This is a genomic window from Nonomuraea sp. NPDC050643, from assembly GCF_040654715.1.
Classification (GTDB): Bacteria; Actinomycetota; Actinomycetes; order Streptosporangiales; family Streptosporangiaceae; genus Nonomuraea.
Genome location: NZ_JBFAIM010000024.1, coordinates 94,848 through 115,377, shown reverse-complemented (window position 1 = coordinate 115,377; position 20,530 = coordinate 94,848). Strand labels below are relative to the sequence as shown.

Genomic DNA, 20,530 nt, shown 5'->3' with positions numbered 1-20,530 from the left:
CGGCGGGTCGCTGGGTAGCTTGGGTGGTATGGATCTGCTGGGCGCGCTGGAGACCCTGCGCCGGCCGCTGGACCGGGAGCTGTTCCCGCTGGCCGTCGGAGAGGCGGCGGCCGACCGGCGGGCGCTGCGAGAGCTGACCGGGCAGCTCGACGACTACCTGCTGCCCAGGCTGCGCGCCATCGACGCGCCGCTGCTCGCCGTCGTCGGCGGCTCCACCGGCGCGGGCAAGTCCACGCTGGTCAACTCGCTGGTCGGGGCCGACGTGGCCGAGCCGGGGGTGCTGCGCCCCACCACGCTGGTGCCCACGCTCGTGGTCAGCCCCGCCGACCGCTCCTGGTTCATGGGCCAGAACGTGCTGCCCGGCCTGTCCCGCGCCACCGGCGACGGCCCCGGGGCGCTGCGCGTGGTCACCTCCGCCTCCCTCGGCCCGGGGCTGGCGCTGCTCGACGCGCCCGACATCGACTCGGTCGTCACCGCGAACAGGGAGCTCGCCGCCCAGCTCCTGGCGGCGGCCGACCTGTGGCTGTTCGTCACGACCGCCGCCCGCTACGCCGACGAGGTGCCCTGGAGCTTCCTGCGCTCGGCCCGCGAGCGCAGCACGGCGCTGGCCGTCGTCCTCGACCGGGTGTCGCAGGAGGCCGTCGAGCCCGTCTCACGCGACCTGTCCCGCCTGCTCACCGAGAACGGTCTCGACGGCACCCGCCTGTTCACCGTCCCCGAGGCCGCGCTCCCCGACGAGAAGGCCCGCCTGCCCGCCGCCTACGTCGAGCCCATCTCCGCCTGGCTCGCCGGGCTGGCCGACGACGCCGCCGAGCGCTCCCGCGTCGTACGCCAGACGCTGTCGGGAGCCCTCGACAGCCTGACCACGCGCGTGCCCTCGCTGGCCACGGCCGTCGAACGCCAGCAGGACGCCTTCGACGGGCTGCGCTCGATCGTGTCCGGGGCGTACGCGGGCGGGATGGCCGACTTCGACGAGGGCATGCGCGACGGGTCGCTGCTGCGGGGCGAGGTGCTGGCCCGCTGGCAGGACTTCATCGGCACCGGCGACCTCATGCGCTCCCTGGAGAGCCGGGTCGGCTGGCTGCGTGACCGCGTCGTGGGCTTCTTCACCGGGCGGGTGCCGGAGGTCCAGCTCAGGGACGCCCTGGAGAGCGGCGTGGAGGCCCTGATCAGGGGCGCCGCGGACGGCTCCGCCGAGCGCGCCCTGGACGGCTGGTCGGCCGCGCCCGGCGGCCCGGGGGTGCTCGAACGGCTCGGCGCCGTCGAGTCCGCCCGTCTCGGCCGGGCCTCGCCCGACCTCGGCAAACGAGCCGAGGCGGCGGTGCGGGGGTGGCAGGAATACGTCCTGGACCTGGTGCGGGAGGAGGGAGCCGAGCGGCGTACCACGGCGAGGGTGGCCTCGTTCGGGGTCAACGGGGCCGGGTTGCTGCTCATGCTGGCCGTGTTCGCCTCTACCGGCGGGCTGACCGGGATCGAGGTGGGGATCGCGGGCGGGACGAGCGTGCTGTCGCAGAAGCTGCTTGAGGCCGTGTTCGGGGATCAGGCGGTGCGCTCGCTGACCGTGCGGGCCCGGGAGGATCTGCGCGAACGGGTGCGGATCCTGCTGGAGGAGGAGGCCGCCCGGTTCACGGCGCGGCTGGAGTCGGTGGAACCCCCGAAGGGGACGGCGGACGCCCTGCGTAAGGCGGGCCGCCGCATCCACGAGCACCGCGCCGAACTCCCGGCAGCCGGGGAGTCCGCCAAGACGGCCGAGTTGCGGCCCCCGGTGATCGGTCCGGAGGAGAGGTCGTGAAGCTGCTGCGCCGTAAGGAGGGGCCGTCGCTCGAGTCGCGGCTGGCCGCGCTGCTGGAGGCGGCCGCCCTGGGCGAGGGCCGGCTGTCGGAGCGGGCGGTGACCGAGGCGCGGACGATCGCCGAACGGGCGGGCGTACGCCGCGACCTGTCCATCGACCACACCGTGGCCGCGCTCGCGGGAGCCACCGGCAGCGGGAAGTCCTCCCTCTACAACGCCCTGGCCGGGGAGGACCTGGCGGCCGTGGGCGTCACCAGGCCCACGACCTCCGCCGCCCAGGCCGCGCTCTGGGACGGTGACGGCGCGGGCCCGCTGCTGGACTGGCTGGACGTCCCCCGGCGCCACTCCACCACCCCCGACTCCGACCTGTCCGGGCTCGTCCTGCTCGACCTCCCTGACCACGACTCCATCCGCCTCTCGCACCGCCTCGAGGTGGACCGCCTGGTGGAGCAGGTGGACCTGCTGGTCTGGGTGGTGGACCCGCAGAAATACGCCGACGGCGCGCTCCACGAGCGCTACCTGCGGCCACTGGCCGAGCACGGGGACGTCATGCTGGTGGTGCTCAACCAGGTGGACCGGCTCCCGCCCCAGGCGGTCGAGCGGTGCCTGCGCGATCTGCGCCGCCTGCTGGACGAGGACGGCCTGACGGGTGTGCCGGTGCTGGCGGTCTCGGCCCGTACCGGGCAGGGCATGGGCGAGCTGCGCTCGCTGCTCGGCGACCGCGTCTCCGAGCGCAAGTCGTGGTCGGCCCGCCTGGCCGCCGACATCACCACCGCCGCCGACCACCTGGCAGGCGCGGGCCCCGCACGGCCGGACGGGGTGGACGGCGCGGCGGGCGCTGCGGCGGGCCACGCGGTGGGCGACAGGGCGGGCGACGGGGCGGGCGACGGGGCGGGCAACCTGGTGGGCCACGCGGTGAACGTCGCGGTGAAGAGCCCGGTGAACGGCCCGGTGAGCGGCCCAGCGAGTGGCCCTGCGAGTGGCGGGGTGGACACGAGGCCGCCGGCGGGTGACGAGGCCAAGCGGGTCGCGGGGGCGGGCAAGGCGCTCACCGGGGCGCTGTCCGTGGCGGCCGGGGTGCCGCTCGTCGTGGAGGCCGTGGCCAAGGGGCATCGGCATCGCGCCGTGGTCGCCACCGGGTGGCCGATCACGCGGTGGCTCAGGAGGTTCCGGCCCGATCCGCTCCGCAGGCTGCGCCTCGGGGGCGGGCCGGGCGGGGAGATCGTGGGGCGAACATCGGTTCCGGCGGCGTCGGCCGTGCAGCGGGCGCAGGTCGAGACGGCGGTCAGGGACGTCGGTGAGGTGGCCGCGGCAGGGACGCCGGGGCCGTGGGCGGTGGCGGTGCGGCAGGCGGCCAGGGATCGGGCTCGCGAGCTGGCGGACGCGGTGGACCGGGTGGTGGCCACGACCTCCGTCGGCGCCACCAGGAGGCCCAGGTGGTGGCGGGCGGTCAACCTGCTGCAGTGGCTGGTGTTCGGCGCGCTGCTGGCCGGTGCGTTGTGGCTGGGGGCGCTGTTCGGGATGGACTACCTGCGCCTGCCCCAGCCGCCGCTCCCGACCGCCGGCGTGGTGCCGTGGCCGACGGTGCTGCTGGTGGGCGGTGCGCTGGCGGGCGTGCTGCTCGCGCTGCTGTCACGGCTGGCGGCCTGGATCGGGGGCCGGCGACGGGCCCGCCGTACGGCCAAGGCCCTGCGCGTGGCCATCGACCAGGTGGGCCGGGAGCTGGTGATCGAGCCGGTGCGGGCCGAGCTCGACCGCTACGCCCGCTTCGCCGAGGCGCTGGAACTGGCCCGGGCCAAGACCTGAGGCCCGGCGGTGAGCCGTCCGGGGCCGGGACCTGAGCCCGGATGGGTCAAGACGGGTTCTTTCCGTGCAGTACGGCCGCCAGCACCGCCCCCAGCAGGGCGGACGCGGCGGCGGCGAGGAAGGGGGCAGAGGGGCCGATTCGTTCGCCGACGACCCCGGCCACCCCGGAGCCCAGCGCGGCCCCCGTACCGATGGCCGTCGAGACCCACCCGAACGCCTCCGCCTGCGCGGTCGGCGCGAACTCGTCCACCAGCAGCGACGCCGTCGTCAGCGCCGGGTTCAGCGCCAGCCCGCCGGCGAACAGCGCCACCCAGAGCACCGGCAGCGAGTCGATCAGCACCAGTGGCGCCAGCACGATCCCCATCGCCAGCATGAGCCCGGTCAGCCGCGCCCGCACCCCCGACCTCCATCGCCGGGCGCCGTAGAGGGCGGCCCCGGCGATGCCGCCGAGTGACAGGGCCGCCACCAGCGGCCCGGTCGCCGCGGGGAGGTCGCGGGCGGCGGCCAGCGCGGGCAGCCCCACCTCCAGCGCCCCCATGGTCCCGCCGGTCAGCAGCACCACGGCCAGCAGGACGAGCATCCGCCGGTCGGCGAACACGCGCCCCCGCCCCCGCGAGAGTGCGCTCGTGCCCGCCCGTGCCACCCGGGCGAAGGCCAGCGTGCCGAGTCCGGCCGCCACCGCGACCACGCCCAGCGCCAGCGAGGACGAGGCCACCACGATCAGCAGCCCGAACACCAGCGGCCCGGTGAGCATGGCCAGTTCCTGCACCAGGTACACGAGGCTGTAGGCGGTCGTGCGTCCCTCGCCGCCCATGCGGCGGCCCCACTCGATCCGCATGCTGAGGGAGATCGGCGGCAGTCCGGCCCCGGCCAGCCAGGCCAGCGCCACCAGCGTCCACGCGGGCGTCCTCGCCCCGGCGCAGGCGACCAGCGCGAGCAGCGCCGCCACGTGCACCAGGGCGCAGCACACCAGCACCGGCCCGGCCCCGCGCCGGTCCATGACCCGCCCGTGCAGGGGCCTGCCCATGCCGGCCCCGAGGGAGAACGCCGCCGCCGTCAGCCCGGCCAGGGCCAGCGAGCCGCTCGCGTACCGGACGACCAGGACGATCCCCACCGGTGCGACCTGCTGGGTGAGCTGGGCCAGGAACCCGAGCACGGCCTGTGCCGTGACCCCGGGCAGCCCGAGCAGCGTCCGGTACATAAGCCGCACGCTATCCCGTAGATCAAGAAACGGGACAGCCGTCGACCTTGGCGGACTTCTCGTTGAACTTCTCGAGCTTCTCCCGCGAAAGCGGCTTCTCCTTCGCGACGAGGGTGGCCACGCCGGGTTCCGTGAGGAAGCCGCCATCGACGTACCAGGTGTCGGGCACCGATGTCCGCACGCCCACGCCCTCCTCCGCGGCGGGATCCCGCACCGCGTACGTGGAGACGCGCACCCCGCGATCCTTCAGCAGCTCCCGCACCTCGGCGACGGGTTTGTCGCGGTAGGGAACGCAGTGCATGGGCTCGCCCTTGGCGGAGAACGTGGTGGAGCTCTGGTACTTCTCGCCCGGCCGGGCCTTCCTGCCCACGGCGACGTCGGCGGTGCCCTTGAAGTTCGTGGGGATCTTCACGCCGATGGCGCAGCCGTCCAGCTTGTCGCAGGGGCCGGGCGGGTAGATGCCCTGGATCTCGGTCAGGTACCGGTTGTCGGGTGTCGTGGGGAAGACCTGGCCCTCGAAGGCGGCGGTGGAGGGGACGACCGTCAGCGTGAGGTCGAGCCCGTAATCTCTTAGCTGCTTCTCGTAGATCTTCGGGTTGGCGTAGAGGTCCTTGATCTCGATGACGTAGTAGCCGTTCTCCTCCGTGATGTCGAGCGCCGCGGCGGCCGACATCGGGAGCAGCCAGGTGGCCCCCACGGCGCCGGCGGCCAGGAGCGCGCCCGCCGGTACGGCCACCCGCGGGCTGAGCCGCCTGCGGGGCCTGACCGGGGCGGGAGCGGGGTCACCGGCGATGATCTCGTGCATCAGCTCACGGGCCCCTTCACTGACCCCAGGGACGGCGGGCGCCGCGAACCGGGAGACGATGCGGTCGATGTCGTGGGTCATGACTGTCCCTCCGCGAGTGAGACGGCGCGCGGGCCGTAGCCGTCGAGTTCCGGGTCCAGGTCGGCCAGCTCCTTGGCCAGCCGCTTGCGGGCGCGGTGCAGCCGCAGCCGGGCGGCGCCCCGAGAGCAGCCGAGCACCTTCGCGACCTCCGGCCCGCTGAGCCCCTCCCACGCGACCAGGGAGAGCAGCTCCTTGTCGTCGTCCGTGAGCCGCTGGAACGCCTGGTACGCCGAGTCGTGCGCGCTGACCGGCTCGGCCCAGGCGGTGATCTCCTCGCGCAGCCGTACGGCCAGGGCGATCCTGCGCTCCTCGGCGCGGAAGTGGTTGGCGAGCACGCGCCGGGCGACGCCGTACAGCCAGAGCCTGGCCTCGTCGCCCTTCGGGACGGCGTCCAGGCGGCGCCAGGCCGTGGTGAAGGTCTCCGCGATCACGTCCGCTATGTCGTCCGGGGACCCGGCGCGGCGCCGGACGTAGCCGGCGATGGCGGGGTAGTGCGCCATGTAGATCTCCTCGAAGCGTTCCTCGGGCTCAGGCAGCCCCATGCGGCGTTCCTTCCGATTGGCGAACACATTTGAGGAGATGTCCGGTTAAGGCGGGGTGTTTCACTCGGTCCCGAGCGATTCCGCGACCTCGCGGAGCGCCGACAGGAGCGGGCGCAGCAGGGGCTGGGCGTCGGACCCCCGTCGTACGGCGGCGAAGACGCGGCGCTCCGGACCCGGTGTGCGGCGGACGACGACACCGGGCAGCGCCATGTCCCGCAGCGCCAGCCGCGGCACCAGCGCCACCCCGGCCCCCGCGCCCACCAGCGCGACCACGGCGCGGAAGTCGTCGGAGCAGTGCACGAGGTCCGGCGTGAAGCCCGCCTGCTGGCAGGCGAACGTGATCATGTCGTGCACCGGGTTGCCCGGGTAGGGCCCGATCCAGGTCTCATCGGCCAGCGACACCAGCGTGGCCGAGCCGGCCAGGGGATGGTCGTGGGGGAGCACGAGGTCGAACGGCTCGGCGTAGAGGGGCCGGCGCGACAGGCGGGGGTCGGCGGCGTCGGGCGCGCCGCGGTACTCGACCGTGATGGCCAGGTCGGCCCGCCCGTCCAGCAGCAGGGACAGGCTGTGGTCGCCTTCGGCGTCGAGCACGCGGACGCGCAGCCCGGGGGCGGAGGCGCGCAGGGCGGTGATGGCGGGGGAGAGCACGGCGCTGATCGCGGTGGCGAAGCAGGCCACGCTGACCTCGCCGGCCTCGCCCGTCGTGTACGCCGCCACCTCGGCCTCGGCCCGTTCGAGCTGGGCGAGCACCTCGTTGGCGTGGCTGAGCATGATCTTGCCCACGGCCGTCAGGCGCACGCCGCGCCCGTCGCGGGTGAACAGCCGGTGCCCCACCTCGTGCTCCAGCGCCACGAGCTGCTGGGACACGGCGGACGGGGTGAGATGCAGCGCCGCCGCCGCCGCGGTGACCGTGCCGTGGTCGGCCACCGCGCGTAGCGTACGCAGCCGCCGCGTGTCTATCACGCAGCGAGAATACTCATCCGGGCGCCATGACCACTCAGCCCCTGGCTTGGACGAACGCCCGCACCGCCCGGTCCACGTCCTCCGGCGAGTGCGCGGCGGAGAGCTGCACCCGGATCCTGGCCTGGCCGTGCGGCACCACCGGGTAGGAGAAGCCGATCACGTAGATGCCGAGGTCGAGCAGGCGCTCGGCCATCGCGCCGGCCTCGGCCGCGTCGCCGATCATCACGGGCACGATCGGGTGCTCACCGGGCAGGAGGTCGAAGCCGGCCTCGGTCATCGCCTCCCGGAAGCGGGCGGTGTTGGCGCGCAGCCGCTCGCGCGCCTCGCCGGAGGTCTCGAGCACGTCGAGGATGCGCAGCGAGGCCGAGGCGATGACGGGGGCGAGGGAGTTGGAGAACAGGTACGGGCGGGAGCGCTGGCGCAGCAGCTCGCAGATCTCCTTACGGGCCGAGACGTAGCCGCCGCTGGCCCCGCCGAGCGCCTTGCCCAGCGTGCCGGTGATGATGTCGATCCGGTCGGTGACGCCGTGCAGCTCGGGGGTGCCGCGCCCGGTGGGGCCGACGAAGCCGACGGCGTGGGAGTCGTCGACCATGACCATGGCGTCGTACCGTTCGGCCAGGTCGCAGATCTCCCGCAGCGGCGCCAGGTAGCCGTCCATGGAGAACACGCCGTCGGTCACGATGAGCCGCCGCCGCGCCTCCGAGGCCTCCTTCAGCCTGGCCTCCAGCTCGGCCATGTCGCGGTTGGCGTAGCGGAAGCGCTGGGCCTTGCAGAGCCGGATGCCGTCGATGATGCTCGCGTGGTTGAGCGCGTCGGAGATCACCGCGTCCTGGGCGTCGAGCAGGGTCTCGAAGACGCCGCCGTTCGCGTCGAAGCAGGAGCTGTACAGGACGGTGTCCTCCATGCCGAGGAAGTCCGACAGGCGGCCCTCGAGCTCCTTGTGCACCTCCTGGGTGCCGCAGATGAAGCGGACGGAGGCCATGCCGAACCCCCATCGGTCGAGCGCCTGCTTGGCCGCCGCCACCACGGTGGGGTCGTCGGCCAGGCCCAGGTAGTTGTTGGCGCAGAAGTTGAGCACTTCGCGGCCGGCCACGCTCACCTGCGAGCTCTGGGGGGTGGAGATCACGCGTTCCGGCTTGTGCAGGCCGGCCTCGGTGATCTCGTCGAGCGTCGTGCGTAGCTGCTCGCGCACGTTCGTGAACATCAGGCGCTCCTGTCGATGGTCGTGGCCGCGTCGGCCTCCGTCGGCTCGTTCCCCGCCCTGCCGGGCCCGGCTTCGCTCCAGTCGAGGATGACCTTGCCGGTCCGGCCGCTGGCGGCCGTGTCGAAGGCGGCGTCGAAGTCGTGGTATGGGAAACGGTCGGTGATCACCGGGGTGAGGTCGAGGCCCTTCTCCAGCAGGACGGACATGTTGTACCAGGTCTCGTACATCTCCCGGCCGTAGACGCCCTTGATCGTGATCATGGAGGTCACGATCGTGGACCAGTCGACGGCGAACTCCTCGGCGGGCAGCCCGAGCATGGCGATCTTCCCGCCGTGCGTCATGCTCGCGATCATGTCGCGCACGGCCACGGGGTTGCCGGACATCTCCAGCCCCACGTCGAAGCCCTCCCGCAGGTGGAGCTGGCGCATGCCCTCGGCGATCGAGGACCTGGAGACGTTGAGCGCGAGGGAGACGCCGAGCTTGCCGGCCAGGTCGAGCCGCTCGTCGCTGACGTCGGTGATCATCACGTTGCGCGCGCCGACGTGGGTCGCCACGGCCGCGGCCATCAGCCCGATCGGCCCCGCCCCGGTGATCAGCACGTCCTCGCCGACCAGGGGGAAGGACAGCGCGGTGTGCACGGCGTTGCCGAACGGGTCGAAGATGGCGGCCACGTCGGGATGGACGGGGACGCGGTGCACCCAGACGTTCGAGGCGGGCAGCGTGACGTATTCGGCGAAGGCGCCGTCGCGGTTGACCCCCAGCCCCACCGTGTTGCGGCACAGGTGCCTGCGGCCCGCCATGCAGTTGCGGCACTTGCCGCACACGATGTGGCCCTCGCCGCTGACGAGGTCGCCGACGGCGATGTCCTCGACGCCCGGTGCCACCTCGACCACGTGGCCGGAGAACTCGTGCCCGACGATCAGCGGCAGCTCCAGGGTGTTCCTGGCCCAATCATCAAATTTCCGAATATGTAGGTCGGTGCCGCAGATGCCGGTCCGCAGGACCCGGATCTTCACCTCGCCGGGCCCCACCTCGGGCTCCGGCACGTCCTTCAGCCGTAGCCCAGGCTCGGCCGTCTCTTTGACCAGCGCTTTCATGGCCTCATTCCCCCAATCCGAACCTAACGCACTGTGCCCGCTCAGCTCGGGACGTGTCCATCGAGGGATTCTTAAGTGCCCCCACAGCTCAGCTTCACGCAGCACGCCGATCCACGGTCTTGATTGAATGGGTTCGTAACACCCCCAGAAAGGACACCAATGGACGACCTCCGCATCGGCGTCATCGGTCTCGGCCTTCGCGCGAGCCTCGCCCTCACCGCCCACCAGCCCGGCAGGGGCTCGGTCGTGACCGCCCTGTGCGACTCCGACCCGGCGGTGCTCAAGAGCCAGGCGGGGCGGTTCGAGGCGGAGTTCCGCACCGAGGACCACCGCGAACTGCTCGACCGGCCGGACCTCGACGCGGTGATCGTGATGACGCCCGACGACACGCACGAGCGCATCGCGATCGACTGCCTGGAGGCAGGCAAGGCCGTCTACCTGGAGAAGCCGCTCGCGATCACGGTGGAGGGCTGCGACAACATCCTGCGCGCCGCGCGCCGGACCGGCACCCGCCTGTACGTGGGCCACAACATGCGGCACATGGGCGTGGTCCGCCTGATGCGCGACATCATCGCCAAGGGCGTCATCGGCGAGCCGAAGACCGTCTGGGTGCGCCACTTCGTCTCCTACGGCGGCGACTACTACTTCAAGGACTGGCACGCCGACCGCACCCGTACGACGGGGCTGCTGCTGCAGAAGGCCGCCCACGACCTCGACGTGATCCACTGGCTGGCCGGCGGCTACACCACCCGCGTGAACGCGCTCGGCGACCTCATGCTCTACGGCGACCTGCCGCGCCGCGAGCCGGGCACGCCTCGGCCCGAGGGGTGGCTGCAGGAGTTCGAGTGGCCGCCGCCCACGCGTACCGGGCTGCACCACGTCGTGGACGTCGAGGACGTGTCAGTGATGAACATGCGGCTCGACAACGGGGTCATCGCGGCCTACCAGCAGTGCCACTTCACGCCCGACTACGTGCGCAACTACACGGTCATCGGGACCGAGGGGCGGCTGGAGAACTTCGGGGACGGGCCCGGGGACACGGTCAAGGTCTGGAACACCGGGCCCTCGGGGTATCGGGAGGACGGCGACATCACCTACCGGGTGCCGCCGGCGCAGGGGACGCACGGGGGCGCGGACGTGGAGATCATGGCCGAGTTCCGCAGGTTCGTCCGGGAGGGCGGGGCGACGGACACCTCGCCGGTGGCGGCCCGGATGAGCGTGGCGGCCGGGTACATGGCCACGATGTCGCTGCGCGACGGCGGCATGCCGTACGACGTGCCGGGGCTGGACGCGGGGCTGGCGGCGTACTTCGACAACGGGCAGAAGGAGCCGGGAGCGGCGTCCGGACAGTAGACATATGTGGATATGTCGTTGCGCGCCCGCATTCGTGACGGGGACCAGATGGCGTTCGGCGAGCTCTTCGACGAGTTCGCCAGAGCCGTCTACAACCATGCCTTCCGCCTGACCGCCAACTGGTCCACGGCCGAGGACGTCATGGCGTTGACGTTCCTCGAAGCCTGGCGCTTACGGGACAGGATCGACGCGGAGGGCGGCCCGAAGCAGCGCTTTCCTGTCCGACGAGGAGGCGCCGCTGTCGGTGTTCCCCGCGCCGGTGACCGGGCCGGCCTTCGTCGAGGAGGGGGGCGAGCGGGGCTTCGTCATCGACCCGCGCGTGATCGGCGAGGGCCAGACGGGTGTGCTGGAGTTCAGCGTCTCGGAGCACAGCAGCACGGTGGTCGCCGGCATCTGGGCCGCGGTGGGCCGGAACCCGATCGCCGAGTGCGAACTGGTGGACACCACGGACGCCCCGCTCTCGCACTGACCCGGTGAGGCGCCCGCCGCGGACGGGCGGGCACCCGCACGGGCAGGTCAGCGCTCGGCCTCCTTGGCCTCACGGTCCACGATGGGGAACGGCGGCGGCTCCTCGACGCCCTGGGTGAGCTGGCGCGGCCCGTTGGGGCTCTCCGCGTCCTGGGCGTCCGCCACGGCCTCGGCGGCGGCCTCCGCCGCAGCCGCGGCCTCCTCCTCGGCGGCCGAGCTCTGCGGCTGGTCGTCGCGGGTCGCCGCCGACCTGGGCAGGGCCTCCGTGAACGCCTTCGAGACGCCCTGCAGCGCCGAGGTGACCTCGCTCGGGATGACCCAGAACGTGTTGTTGTCACCCTGGGCGAGCTGCGGCAGCACCTGTAGATACTGGTACGCCAGCAGCTTCGGGTCGGGGTCGTTGCGGTGGACGGCCTGGAAGACCTGGTCGATGGCCCGCGACTGGCCCTCGGCCTCCAGGATGGCCGCGGTGCGCTGGCCCTCCGCCCGCAGGATGCGGCTCTGCTTGTCGCCTTCGGCCGTCAGGATCTGCGACTGCCGCTGGCCCTCGGCGTTCAGGATGGCGGCCCGCTTGTCGCGCTCGGCCCGCATCTGCTTCTCCATCGCGTCCTTGATGGTCTTCGGCGGGTCGATGGCCTTGATCTCGACGCGGTTGACGCGCAGGCCCCACTTGCCGGTGGCCTCGTCGAGGACGCCGCGTAGCTGGCTGTTGATGGTGTCGCGGGAGGTCAGCGTCTTCTCCAGGTCCATGGAGCCGACCACGTTGCGCAGCGTGGTGACGGTGAGCTGCTCGACGCCCGTGATGTAGTTGGCGATCTCGTAGGCCGCCGCCCGCGGGTCGGTGACCTGGAAGTAGAGGACGGTGTCGATCTCGACGACCAGGTTGTCCTCGGTGATGACGGGCTGGGGGCGGAAGGAGACGACCTGCTCACGAAGGTCGATCATGGGATAGACGCGGTCGATGTACGGGATGACGAAGTTGAGCCCCGGCTTGAGCGTGCGGTGGTAGCGACCGAGGCGCTCGACGTTGCGCGCCCTGGCCTGCGGGACGATCCGCACGGCCTTGAGCAGCGTGATCGCCGCGAACAGTATGACGAAGAGTCCGACCAGCAACAGCGGGTCCATGGGTCACTCCCGGGGATATACGAGGGCTGTCGCGCCCTCGATCTCGATGATGTCGACGGTCGCCCCCGTGGGAATCACCAGGGTTTCGTCATAGGCGCGCGCCGACCATTCCTCGCCCCCGATGCGTACCCGGCCGTCGCGGCCCGTCACTTCCGCGACCACGTACGCGGGCTTCCCGACGAGCGCTTCCACGCCGAAGCGCTGCAGCGGCGGCTGGGTGATGTGGCGCATGGCGATCGGCCTGAGCACCAGCAGCCCCGCAGCCGAGGAGACGGCGAAGAAGAGTAACTGCAGGGGAACGGGCAATCCGATGGCCGCGGTCGCGGCGGTCAGGAGGGCGGCCGCGCCCAGGAGACCGAGAGAAGCCGTGAGCGTGAATATTTCGGCCACGCCGAGGACTACCGCGAGGATTACCCAGATGATCCATTCATCCATGTCGGCCCTCCTGATGGGACAACGGGCCTGCGCTATCGTGTGGTTCCCCTTCTCTACGGTAATCCCGATATCAGCGCTTCGGCACCCATCCACCTGCGGCATCGGTTTCGGCCAGGGCGCTTCCCTGCCGCCATTTCTCCCACGAGAGCTGCCAGAAACCCCATCCGTTGTCCCATTCGAGCTCACGGCCGGTGCCCGTGATCGTGATGGGGTCGCCGCGCAGGGAGGTGTCGTAGAACCAGGCCGCCTGGTCAGGCCGGGAATTGATGCAGCCGTGACTGACGTTTGCCCGGCCCTGCGCCCACACGTTGTTCTTCGCGTGCACGTATTCGCCGCTGTTGGAAATGCGCACGGCGTGGTCGATCATCATGTCGTAGAAGCCGGGATCGCCTTTCTCGCGGCCGGGGGAGACCATGCGGACCGGATTTCCCTTGTCCATGGTCAGATGCACGCCGCTGGTCGTCGTGTATTCGAAGGTGGTGGCCATGCCCGCGCTGATCGCCATGCGCTGGGCGACCGCGCCGTCTCGGTGGACGAGCATCTGGTGCGTCCGGGTGTCGATCGAGCTCGTCTGCCTGCGGCCGACGGTGAAGGAGAACGTGGAGTCGGTGGCGCCGTAGCGGCCGTCGGCCGCGCGCACGCCCGCCAGGTGGGCGGTCACCGTCACCTGCTGCCTCGCCGCCCAGAACCGGCGGGTGCGGAAGATCACCCGGGTGTCGCCGGTCCACCGCCAGGCGCCTTCGACCGGGGTCGCCGTCCTGACCTCCAGCGCCCGCTCGACGGCCGCCTTGTCCTCGACGGGGGCGTCGAAGTCGATGATGACCGGCATGCCGGTGCCCACGGTCTCGCCGGGCAGGGGCGCGGTCGCGGCCACCTGGAACGTCTCCTCGGGCGCGCGGGTGCGCAGGCGGCCCATCGCGACCGTGGCGGGCGCGCCGGCGCGGGCGGCGGTGGCCGTCACCGTGTATTCGGCGGCGGGCTTGAGCGTCCAGTCGGTACGCCACGTCGTGCGCGACTCGTCGAGCCGGCCCGCCACCGACTCCCCGCCCTCGTAGACCAGCACCTGGCTGAGCGTGCCGCCGTGTGCCTTGACGACCAGGCCGCGGTCGGTCCTGGCGCGCTTGGCGTCGAACGACGGCCAGACCTGCACGACGGGGGGCGGCGCCGGGGTCTCGGTCGGGGAGGAGCCACAGCCGCAGACCAGGAGAAAAGCGACACAAAGCATCGCGACACGGCGCATGTGACTCCTGCTTTCCGAGGGAAGGGTGCCCCAAGGGTAGCGGTGAGTCAACTTTCAAGCACGCTGAGTCACCTATCCGACGGTTCCGGAAACCTCCCCCAACGTCAGGCCGCCCGCGGTCGCCCGGATGGTCACCGTGTCCCCGTCCTGCAGGAACGTACGGGTCTCGCCGCCCGCCAGCTTGAGAGGGTCGCTCCCGTTCCAGGTCAGCTCGATGAGCGAGCCGCGCTCACCGGGATCGGGGCCCGAGATCGTGCCGCTGGCGAACAGGTCACCCGTGCGCAGGGAGGCCCCGTTCACCGTCATGTGCGCGAGCATCTGGTCCGGCGTCCAGTACATGGCCGAGTACGGCGGGCGCGACACCGTCTCCCCGTTGAGCAGGATCTCCACTGAGATGTCCAGCCCCCAGTCGGCCCGCCTGCGCAGATAGCCGGCCGGCTCGGGGTCCTGGGCCCGCCCGGGGATCCTGGGCAGCGCCTCCAGCGGTGTCACCCACGGCGAGACCGAGGTGGCGAACGACTTGGCCAGGAAGGGCCCGAGGGGCACGTACTCCCAGGCCTGGATGTCGCGGGCGCTCCAGTCGTTGACCAGCGTCACCCCGAACACGTGGTCCTCGAACGCCCCGGCCGGCGAGCCCATCGTGGTCGGCACCCCGACCACGAACCCCAGCTCCGCCTCGATGTCGAGCTTCTGGCACGGCCCGAACGCCCCGGCGCCGAGCTGCCCCTGGGGCCGTCCGACCGGCGTGCCCGACACCACGACCGTCCCCGACCTGCCGTGGTAGCCGACGGGCAGGTGCCGCCAGTTCGGCTGCAGCGGCTCGGAACCGGGCCGGAAGATCTTGCCGATGTTGCTCGCGTGGTCGATCGAGCAGTAGAAGTCGACGTAGTCGGCCACCTCGAACGGCAACCGCATGCGCACGTTCTCCAGCGGGATGAGGTGCCGCTCGGTGACGGACATGTCGCCGGTGAGCTTGTTCTGGATCAGCGCCCTGGTGTCGTGCCAGGCGGCGCGGCCCCTGGCCATGAAGGGGTTGAGCGAGGGGGCGGCGAACACCTCGTCGTGCAGTGCGCGGGCCAGGTCGAGCACCTTGTCGCCGTACCGTACGCCCACCCGGGGCGCCTCTCCGGGACAGGAGAAGACCCCGTAGGGCAGATTGTCCACTCCCCAGGTCACGGGTTCTCCTCGATCAGTCCGAGCGTGCGCAGGTCGTCGATGGGCGTGCTGGTGCTGCACGAGCCGTAGCTCACCAGCAGCCGCCGCGCCCGCTTCGCGATGCCCTCCGGTACGGAGTTCGCCAGGCGTACGAGGTGGCCGACGTCGGTCGTGCGCAGCACGGGCGCGGGATCGCGCCCGTCCACAGCCTCGCAGACGGCCATCAGCAGGTTCAGGAAGCCGTGCCGGTCCACGCCGAGCGAGGGGTCGAAGTGGCGTACGGCGTGGTGCAGCCCCGCCGTGGCCTTGAACGGGACGTCGTGCTCCACGCAGAACCTGATGAACTGCGCAAGGTGCTCGACCGGCGGGAACGTGTCGGCGGTCGCGCCGCCGCAGCGGACCTTCAGCCCCGTGCCCGGTGGCACGTCGATGGCCGGTTTCTTGGGGATCACCTCGGCGAACAGGCGTACGCCGGCCGGCAGCGCCAGGCGTTCGGCCAGCGCCTCGACGGACGTGTCGGGCGGCAGTCGCGCCTCCACGAAGTCGACCGGCAGGTCGTCGAAGTCCGGCAGCTTCTCGGTGTCCATGATGAGCCCGATCCGGCGCGGCCGGTCCGGCAGGCCGCGCAGCCGGTCGAGCCGGCTGGCAGGGCAGAGGAAGCGGTGGGTGAGCACCTGCTCGCCCCGCTCCGCGTCCCGGCGGTGCCGGGCCAGGGCCTCGTCCATGTGCAGGGAGGTCGGCGGGAACAGGCCCGCGTCGTCGACCAGTGCGGTGTAGAGGATCATCGTGCCCAGGTCCACGCGTATCCGGGGTCCTCGCAGGACAGCGCGCCCTGGCCGAGGTCGAGAGGGCGGAACGTGTCCACCATGACGGCCATCTCGCTCGTCGTCGTGACGCCGCGCGCGACCGCGTCGATCACCGCCTCGACCGCCCCGGGCTGCGGCCCGTGCGTGAACCCGGCGGGATGCAGGGAGATGGAGCCCACGTCGATGCCGGACCCCTTGCGGGCGGAGTAGTCGCCGCCCACGTAGAACATGAACTCGTCGGAGTCCACGTTGTGATGGTTGTACGGGATCGGGACGGCCTCGGGATGGTAGTCCAGCGGTCGCGGGCAGAACGAGCAGACCACGAACCCCGGCCCCTCGAACGTCTGGTGCACGGGCGGCGGCGCGTGCGTCCGCTTCACGATCGGCTCGAAGTCGTTGATGTTGAACGCGAACGGATAGAGGTAGCCGTCCCAGCCCACGACGTCGAACGGATGGTTGCGGTAGACGAGCCGGGTCAGGCCGCCCCGCGTGCGCACCAGCACCGGCACCTCCTCGCCCTCGACCACGAACGGCTCGGTGGGGCCGCGCAGGTCGCGCTCGCAGTAGGGCGCGTGCTCCAGGAGTTGCCCGTACTGCGACAGGTAGCGCTTGGGGGGCCTGATGTGCCCGGCCGCCTCGATGGCCAGCACGTTGACCTGCCCGTCGGGCACCCACCGGTGGATGGTGCCGGTCGGGATGACGATGTAGTCGCCCTCGGCGGCCTCGATCACGCCGTACGTGGACTCGAAGCGCACCCTCCCGCGCTGGACGTAGACGCACTCGTCGCCCATGGAGTCGCGGTAGAGCTCGCTGGGGCGGTCGCTGGTGGCGTACGACAATCGGACGTCGCCGTTGCCCGCCAGCAGTTGGCGGCCCGTGACCAGGTCGCCGGCGCTGGAGAGCTCCTGGGTGCGGAAGTGACGGGGTGAGAGCGGTAGGTTGGGCTCCAGTCGGGTCTCGACCGCCGGCGTGGCCGCCTCCGCCTTGACGATCGCGGTCGGCAGATGGCGGTGGTAGAGCAGCGAGGAGTCGGACGAGAAGCCCTCCTCGCCCATCAGCTCCTCCGCGTAGAGGCCGCCGTCCGGCCGCCTGAACTGTACGTGCCGTTTACGCGGCACCTCTCCCACGACCCGGTAGTACGGCATCCGCCCCTCCTGACCACCATACCCATAGCGTCCGATAAACGGACAACTATGTCCTCTATACGTAACTACCGTCCGCTATCGACCTGGAGATGTCAACCCAGCGCGGCGGCCAGCTCGGCGGCGGCGGCCACGACGCGCGGCCCGGCGGACTCCTCCAGCGGCCCGAACGTCACCACCCCCACCGAGGCCTCCAGCCACGGCAACCCGGTGACCGGCGCGGCGACGCCTCGCGCCCCTTCCTGCAACTGCCCCTCCGTGACGAAGTAGTCGTGCCGCCCCTCGCGCAGCGCCAGGATCGCCTGCCCGGCCGCCCCCTTCGCCAGCGGATGGCGCGCGCCCTCGCGGTAGGCCACGTGCATGTTCGTCCACGACGGCTCGACGACGGCCACGGCCAGCCCGTCGTCACCCTCGGCCACGGTCAGATGCGCGGTGGCGCCCACCTCCTCGGCCAGCCGCCGCAGCGTCGGCACCGCCGCCGCCCGCAACAACGGCTGTACGGCCTGCGCCAGCGCCAGCACCCCGAACCCGAGATGCACCCGCCCCTCGGCGTCCCTGCGCACGAATCCCTCGTTCAGCAGCGTCGTCAGCAGCCGGTAGACCACGGGCCTGCTCAGCGCCAGCTCGGTGCTCAGCTCGGTGGGGGTGCGCCCGCCCTTGCCGTCGGCGAGCAGCCTGAGCAGGCGCAGCCCGCGTTCGAGGGTCTGAGCGGATTCAGCGGCCATGCGACCGATTATCCAGTGACGCGTCGCTGTGACGTGGGCCGATGAGGGGGTACGTATCGGCGTAGTGACGCCGGGGGGTAACGATGCGGCAAAGGTGGGTTCTCCTGCTTGCCGGGCTGGCCTTGTGCGCGCTCTACCCTGCCGTGCCCTCCTTCACCGCGCCCATGACCCCCATGGCCAGGCAAACTCCGCTCGAACCCGCGGGCGAGAGCCTGGTGGAGGACACCTTCTACCTCACCGAGGGCATCGAGGTGCGCCAGTGGCTGCTGCCCACCACGAAGGGCGTGGCCTTCCGGGCCGCCTACCTCGCGGTCGGCGTCAAGGTCGACCAGGGCGGCCGCCTGTACGGCAAGCCGCAGCGCTCCGGCACCTACGTCACCCCCGTCCAGATCTGTGCCGGTCAGGCGTGCCGGGAGCAGGACCTCACGCTCGTGGTGCTCAGCAACGTGCCGTGGGAGCCGCGTGAGCTGACCTTCCCCGGCAGGGCGGGCACCGCGCTGTCCGGCGCGATCGGCATCAACGGCGGCCCCACCGGCGTGGTCCCCACCTTCACCGTGACCGACTACGACAAGCTGCCCAAAGGCGTGAGCATCGGCCCCGACGGGCAGGTGGGCGGCGTCCCCCAGGCGCCCGGCCTGTCCGAGGTGCCGGTGCGGATCTGCGTGGCGGGCAACTGCGCGGGCGTCGTCGTCCGGCTGATCATCGTCTGAGCCCTACGGTCGCGAGCCGGGCCGGCCCGTACCTGGCCCGGTAGGGCGGGCCCCACCAGAAGTCGGGGGACGGCGGGCATGATCTGAGCCCGGCTCACAACGCACACTTCTCAGGTAACCCCGCACCTAGGAGGCCCGCCATGAGCACCATCACCGCAGCGCGCAAGACCGAGCAGCAGTCGCCCCCGCCTGTCGTGCACACCGCCGCCATGCTCTGGCTGTCGGCGGTCGCGTTCGGCGCGTTCGAGGCCGTGCTGATGATCGGCAGCCTGCTGTACGAGGGCACCCCGGTGCTCGACCTGCTGCCGGGAGCCGGGTTCCGGCTGGCCGTGTTCGCCGGGGCGATCTTCCTGGCCCTGAAACTGAAGGGCGGCGCGAACTGGGCACGCTGGACGCTGGCCGGCACGCTCGGCGTGTTCGGGACGCTGTCGCTGGTGATCGAGCCCGCCCAGTGGCTGCTGGCGGGCGGCTCGATCGGCGAGGCCCTGGCCGGGGCGGGCACGATGGAGCTGATCTTCGCGGGCAGCCGGATCCTGCACGTCCTGGCCGTGCTCGGCGCGGTGACCCTGATGTTCCAGCCCCGCGCCAACGCCTATTTCAGGTCCGCGTGAACGGGGGTCAGCGGCTCGGGCGCGCGCAGGTTGCGCACGCCCGGGGACAGCAGCGCGGCCAGCGTGGCCACCACCACGATGACCCCGCAGCCGAGCAGCGCCTGCTCCGTGCCGAACAGGCCGGCCGCCGGACCCGCCAGCAGCAGCCCGATCGGCCCGAACATCAGCGACCCGAGCATGTCGTACGAGCTCACCCGCGACAGCGACTCGGCCGGGACCTCCCGCTGCATCGTCGTCTGCCACAGCACGCCGAACACGTCGAAGCACACGCCGAGCACGAACGACCCGGCCACCAGCGCCCAGAGCGGCGCGTCGAGCCCGAGCAGGAAGTACGGCAGCGAGGTCGGCAGGCACAGCAGCACGGCCACCAGGATCGGACGGCGTGGCCGCACCCGTATCGACACGATCACGCCGACGATCGTCCCGACCGCCTCGCCCACCAGGAACGCCGACCAGGCCGCGGGCCCGCCCAGGGTCTCCTTGGCCATCAGCGGGCCGAGCACCCCGTGCCCGGCCTGGATGGCCATGACCATGAGTGAGAACTGCGCGACCACCACCCAGATCCACTGCCGCGAGCTGAACTCCCGCCAGCCGTCCCGCAGGTCGGCCAGCACCGAGTGCCGCTCACCCGCGAGCTTCTCGCCCGGCTCCAGGCGCAGCAGCGCGATCAGCACGCCGGCCGTCGCGAACATGGCGCCGCTCACCGCCAGCGCCCAGCCGCCGCCGAACAGCACCACCGTGCCGCCGCCCAGCACCGCGCCCGCCACGCGCGAGGCGTTGGCGCCCAGGCCGAGCAGCGCGTTGCCGGCCTGCAGATGCTCCCGCGGCACGACCTCGGGGATGATCCCGGTCAGCGCGGGGAACGTGACCGCCGTGGCGACACCACTGACCGCCGCGGCCGTGATCAGCGCGGGCAACGGGGTCCAGCCGGTGAGCAGCATCGCCGACAGCGCCAGAAAACCGGCCGCCATGAGGAACTCGCCCGCCATCATCACCCGCTGCCGCGGCAGCCGGTCCGCGATCACGCCGCCGACCAGCATGAACAGGATCATGGGCAGCGCTTCGGCGGTCAGCACGGCCGACAGGGTCGAGGCGGTCGCCCCGGGCAGGTTGAGGATGCCGAACGCCAGAGCGACAGGGGCGAAGGCACTGCCCAGAACGGAGATCGTCCGCGCCGAGAGCAGCAGGGTGAACCGGCGGTCCCGGAGCAACCCGAGATCGCTGAGATAACTGTGCACCGGCCCGAACCCCCTGGAAAAAGCGCCAAACT

The 20,530-nt window shown here is 71.8% G+C and carries 20 protein-coding genes and 1 pseudogene; 7 read left to right on the top strand and 14 right to left on the bottom strand.

The genetic code is table 11. The features are described from left to right. The first annotated feature begins 28 nt into the window (after positions 1 to 28). Positions 29 to 1,792, top strand: a complete 1,764-nt coding sequence (locus AB0I15_RS30515) for an ABC transporter (protein ID WP_358102594.1) — start codon at positions 29 to 31, stop codon at positions 1,790 to 1,792. Continuing rightward, a complete protein-coding gene (locus AB0I15_RS30510) occupies positions 1,789 to 3,597 on the top strand; it encodes a YfjP family GTPase (protein WP_358102592.1) in 1,809 nt (602 codons plus the stop codon). The genes AB0I15_RS30515 and AB0I15_RS30510 overlap by 4 nt, the downstream gene beginning before the upstream one ends. A 46-nt stretch (positions 3,598 to 3,643) precedes the next feature. Here AB0I15_RS30510 and AB0I15_RS30505 read toward each other — a convergent pair whose 3' ends face one another. From AB0I15_RS30505 to tdh, 6 genes are read right to left on the bottom strand one after another with little or no spacing between them, the layout of a single operon-like run. Then, positions 3,644 to 4,798: an MFS transporter gene (locus AB0I15_RS30505; RefSeq protein WP_358102590.1), complete on the bottom strand. Its 1,155-nt coding sequence runs from the start codon at positions 4,796 to 4,798 to the stop codon at positions 3,644 to 3,646. Positions 4,799 to 4,820: 22 nt separating this feature from the next. Beyond that, positions 4,821 to 5,684 carry a hypothetical protein gene (locus tag AB0I15_RS30500; protein ID WP_358102588.1) on the bottom strand — a complete coding sequence of 288 codons (864 nt, stop codon included), beginning with the start codon at positions 5,682 to 5,684 and terminating at the stop codon, positions 4,821 to 4,823. Next, positions 5,681 to 6,226: an RNA polymerase sigma factor gene (locus tag AB0I15_RS30495; protein WP_358102586.1), complete on the bottom strand. Its 546-nt coding sequence runs from the start codon at positions 6,224 to 6,226 to the stop codon at positions 5,681 to 5,683. The genes AB0I15_RS30500 and AB0I15_RS30495 overlap by 4 nt, the downstream gene beginning before the upstream one ends. 60 nt (positions 6,227 to 6,286) lie before the next feature. Continuing rightward, positions 6,287 to 7,189: a LysR family transcriptional regulator gene (locus AB0I15_RS30490; RefSeq protein ID WP_358102584.1), complete on the bottom strand. Its 903-nt coding sequence runs from the start codon at positions 7,187 to 7,189 to the stop codon at positions 6,287 to 6,289. Positions 7,190 to 7,223: 34 nt separating this feature from the next. Further along, positions 7,224 to 8,393: a glycine C-acetyltransferase gene (locus AB0I15_RS30485; RefSeq protein ID WP_358102582.1), complete on the bottom strand. Its 1,170-nt coding sequence runs from the start codon at positions 8,391 to 8,393 to the stop codon at positions 7,224 to 7,226. Beyond that, positions 8,393 to 9,490 carry an L-threonine 3-dehydrogenase gene (gene tdh, locus AB0I15_RS30480; RefSeq protein WP_358102580.1) on the bottom strand — a complete coding sequence of 366 codons (1,098 nt, stop codon included), beginning with the start codon at positions 9,488 to 9,490 and terminating at the stop codon, positions 8,393 to 8,395. The genes AB0I15_RS30485 and tdh overlap by 1 nt, the downstream gene beginning before the upstream one ends. Positions 9,491 to 9,649: 159 nt before the next feature. Between tdh and AB0I15_RS30475 the strand changes: the two genes are divergently transcribed. The 3 genes and pseudogenes from AB0I15_RS30475 (at position 9,650) to AB0I15_RS30465 (ending at position 11,312) form a co-directional block, all read left to right on the top strand. Then, positions 9,650 to 10,843 (top strand): Gfo/Idh/MocA family oxidoreductase, encoded by a 1,194-nt coding sequence (locus AB0I15_RS30475; protein WP_358102578.1) that lies wholly within the window; start codon positions 9,650 to 9,652, stop codon positions 10,841 to 10,843. Positions 10,844 to 10,855: 12 nt separating this feature from the next. Beyond that, positions 10,856 to 11,032: pseudogene (locus AB0I15_RS30470) on the top strand (sigma factor); the annotation flags it as partial. Positions 11,033 to 11,087: 55 nt separating this feature from the next. Continuing rightward, positions 11,088 to 11,312: a hypothetical protein gene (locus tag AB0I15_RS30465; RefSeq protein ID WP_358102665.1), complete on the top strand. Its 225-nt coding sequence runs from the start codon at positions 11,088 to 11,090 to the stop codon at positions 11,310 to 11,312. Positions 11,313 to 11,359: 47 nt separating this feature from the next. Here AB0I15_RS30465 and AB0I15_RS30460 read toward each other — a convergent pair whose 3' ends face one another. The 7 genes from AB0I15_RS30460 to AB0I15_RS30430 all read right to left on the bottom strand — a co-directional run bounded on the left by AB0I15_RS30460 (position 11,360) and on the right by AB0I15_RS30430 (position 17,939). After that, positions 11,360 to 12,436: an SPFH domain-containing protein gene (locus tag AB0I15_RS30460; protein WP_358102576.1), complete on the bottom strand. Its 1,077-nt coding sequence runs from the start codon at positions 12,434 to 12,436 to the stop codon at positions 11,360 to 11,362. A 3-nt stretch (positions 12,437 to 12,439) separates the two neighbouring features. Further along, positions 12,440 to 12,871 (bottom strand): NfeD family protein, encoded by a 432-nt coding sequence (locus AB0I15_RS30455; protein WP_358102574.1) that lies wholly within the window; start codon positions 12,869 to 12,871, stop codon positions 12,440 to 12,442. A gap of 70 nt (positions 12,872 to 12,941) precedes the next feature. After that, positions 12,942 to 14,111 (bottom strand): Ig-like domain-containing protein, encoded by a 1,170-nt coding sequence (locus tag AB0I15_RS30450; protein WP_358102572.1) that lies wholly within the window; start codon positions 14,109 to 14,111, stop codon positions 12,942 to 12,944. 72 nt (positions 14,112 to 14,183) lie between these two features. Then, positions 14,184 to 15,287: a fumarylacetoacetase gene (gene fahA, locus AB0I15_RS30445; RefSeq protein ID WP_358102570.1), complete on the bottom strand. Its 1,104-nt coding sequence runs from the start codon at positions 15,285 to 15,287 to the stop codon at positions 14,184 to 14,186. Continuing rightward, positions 15,284 to 16,066 carry a hypothetical protein gene (locus tag AB0I15_RS30440; RefSeq protein WP_358102569.1) on the bottom strand — a complete coding sequence of 261 codons (783 nt, stop codon included), beginning with the start codon at positions 16,064 to 16,066 and terminating at the stop codon, positions 15,284 to 15,286. The genes fahA and AB0I15_RS30440 overlap by 4 nt, the downstream gene beginning before the upstream one ends. Then, positions 16,048 to 17,217 (bottom strand): homogentisate 1,2-dioxygenase domain-containing protein, encoded by a 1,170-nt coding sequence (locus AB0I15_RS30435; RefSeq protein WP_358102567.1) that lies wholly within the window; start codon positions 17,215 to 17,217, stop codon positions 16,048 to 16,050. The genes AB0I15_RS30440 and AB0I15_RS30435 overlap by 19 nt, the downstream gene beginning before the upstream one ends. Positions 17,218 to 17,309: 92 nt before the next feature. Beyond that, positions 17,310 to 17,939, bottom strand: coding sequence for a helix-turn-helix domain-containing protein (locus AB0I15_RS30430; protein ID WP_358102565.1), 630 nt, complete (start codon positions 17,937 to 17,939; stop codon positions 17,310 to 17,312). 83 nt (positions 17,940 to 18,022) lie between these two features. On the opposite strand from AB0I15_RS30430, the gene AB0I15_RS30425 reads away from it, so the two are divergent. After that, complete coding sequence (locus AB0I15_RS30425) at positions 18,023 to 18,649, top strand: hypothetical protein (RefSeq protein ID WP_358102563.1); 627 nt, start codon at positions 18,023 to 18,025, stop codon at positions 18,647 to 18,649. Between the two features lie 140 nt (positions 18,650 to 18,789). Then, the gene (locus AB0I15_RS30420; RefSeq protein ID WP_358102561.1) at positions 18,790 to 19,260 is read left to right on the top strand and encodes a hypothetical protein; all 471 of its coding nucleotides are present in this window, start codon (positions 18,790 to 18,792) and stop codon (positions 19,258 to 19,260) included. Here the strand turns inward: AB0I15_RS30420 and AB0I15_RS30415 are convergent. Beyond that, entirely contained in the window at positions 19,242 to 20,498 is a 1,257-nt protein-coding gene (locus AB0I15_RS30415) for an MFS transporter (RefSeq protein ID WP_358102560.1), read from the bottom strand. The genes AB0I15_RS30420 and AB0I15_RS30415 overlap by 19 nt on opposite strands. Between the last annotated feature and the right edge of the window lie 32 nt (positions 20,499 to 20,530).

Bases quoted from the DNA above. Each gene is read 5' to 3' on its own strand.
- AB0I15_RS30515 (WP_358102594.1), top strand. From the start codon at position 29: ATGGATCTGCTGGGCGCGCTGGAGACCCTGCGCCGGCCGCTGGACCGG.
- AB0I15_RS30505 (WP_358102590.1), bottom strand. From the start codon at position 4,798: ATGTACCGGACGCTGCTCGGGCTGCCCGGGGTCACGGCACAGGCCGTG.
- AB0I15_RS30500 (WP_358102588.1), bottom strand. From the start codon at position 5,684: ATGACCCACGACATCGACCGCATCGTCTCCCGGTTCGCGGCGCCCGCC.
- AB0I15_RS30495 (WP_358102586.1), bottom strand. From the start codon at position 6,226: ATGGGGCTGCCTGAGCCCGAGGAACGCTTCGAGGAGATCTACATGGCG.
- AB0I15_RS30485 (WP_358102582.1), bottom strand. From the start codon at position 8,393: ATGTTCACGAACGTGCGCGAGCAGCTACGCACGACGCTCGACGAGATC.
- tdh (WP_358102580.1), bottom strand. From the start codon at position 9,490: ATGAAAGCGCTGGTCAAAGAGACGGCCGAGCCTGGGCTACGGCTGAAG.
- AB0I15_RS30475 (WP_358102578.1), top strand. From the start codon at position 9,650: ATGGACGACCTCCGCATCGGCGTCATCGGTCTCGGCCTTCGCGCGAGC.
- AB0I15_RS30460 (WP_358102576.1), bottom strand. From the start codon at position 12,436: ATGGACCCGCTGTTGCTGGTCGGACTCTTCGTCATACTGTTCGCGGCG.
- AB0I15_RS30455 (WP_358102574.1), bottom strand. From the start codon at position 12,871: ATGGATGAATGGATCATCTGGGTAATCCTCGCGGTAGTCCTCGGCGTG.
- AB0I15_RS30450 (WP_358102572.1), bottom strand. From the start codon at position 14,111: ATGCGCCGTGTCGCGATGCTTTGTGTCGCTTTTCTCCTGGTCTGCGGC.
- AB0I15_RS30435 (WP_358102567.1), bottom strand. From the start codon at position 17,217: ATGCCGTACTACCGGGTCGTGGGAGAGGTGCCGCGTAAACGGCACGTA.
- AB0I15_RS30430 (WP_358102565.1), bottom strand. From the start codon at position 17,939: ATGGCCGCTGAATCCGCTCAGACCCTCGAACGCGGGCTGCGCCTGCTC.
- AB0I15_RS30425 (WP_358102563.1), top strand. From the start codon at position 18,023: ATGCGGCAAAGGTGGGTTCTCCTGCTTGCCGGGCTGGCCTTGTGCGCG.
- AB0I15_RS30420 (WP_358102561.1), top strand. From the start codon at position 18,790: ATGAGCACCATCACCGCAGCGCGCAAGACCGAGCAGCAGTCGCCCCCG.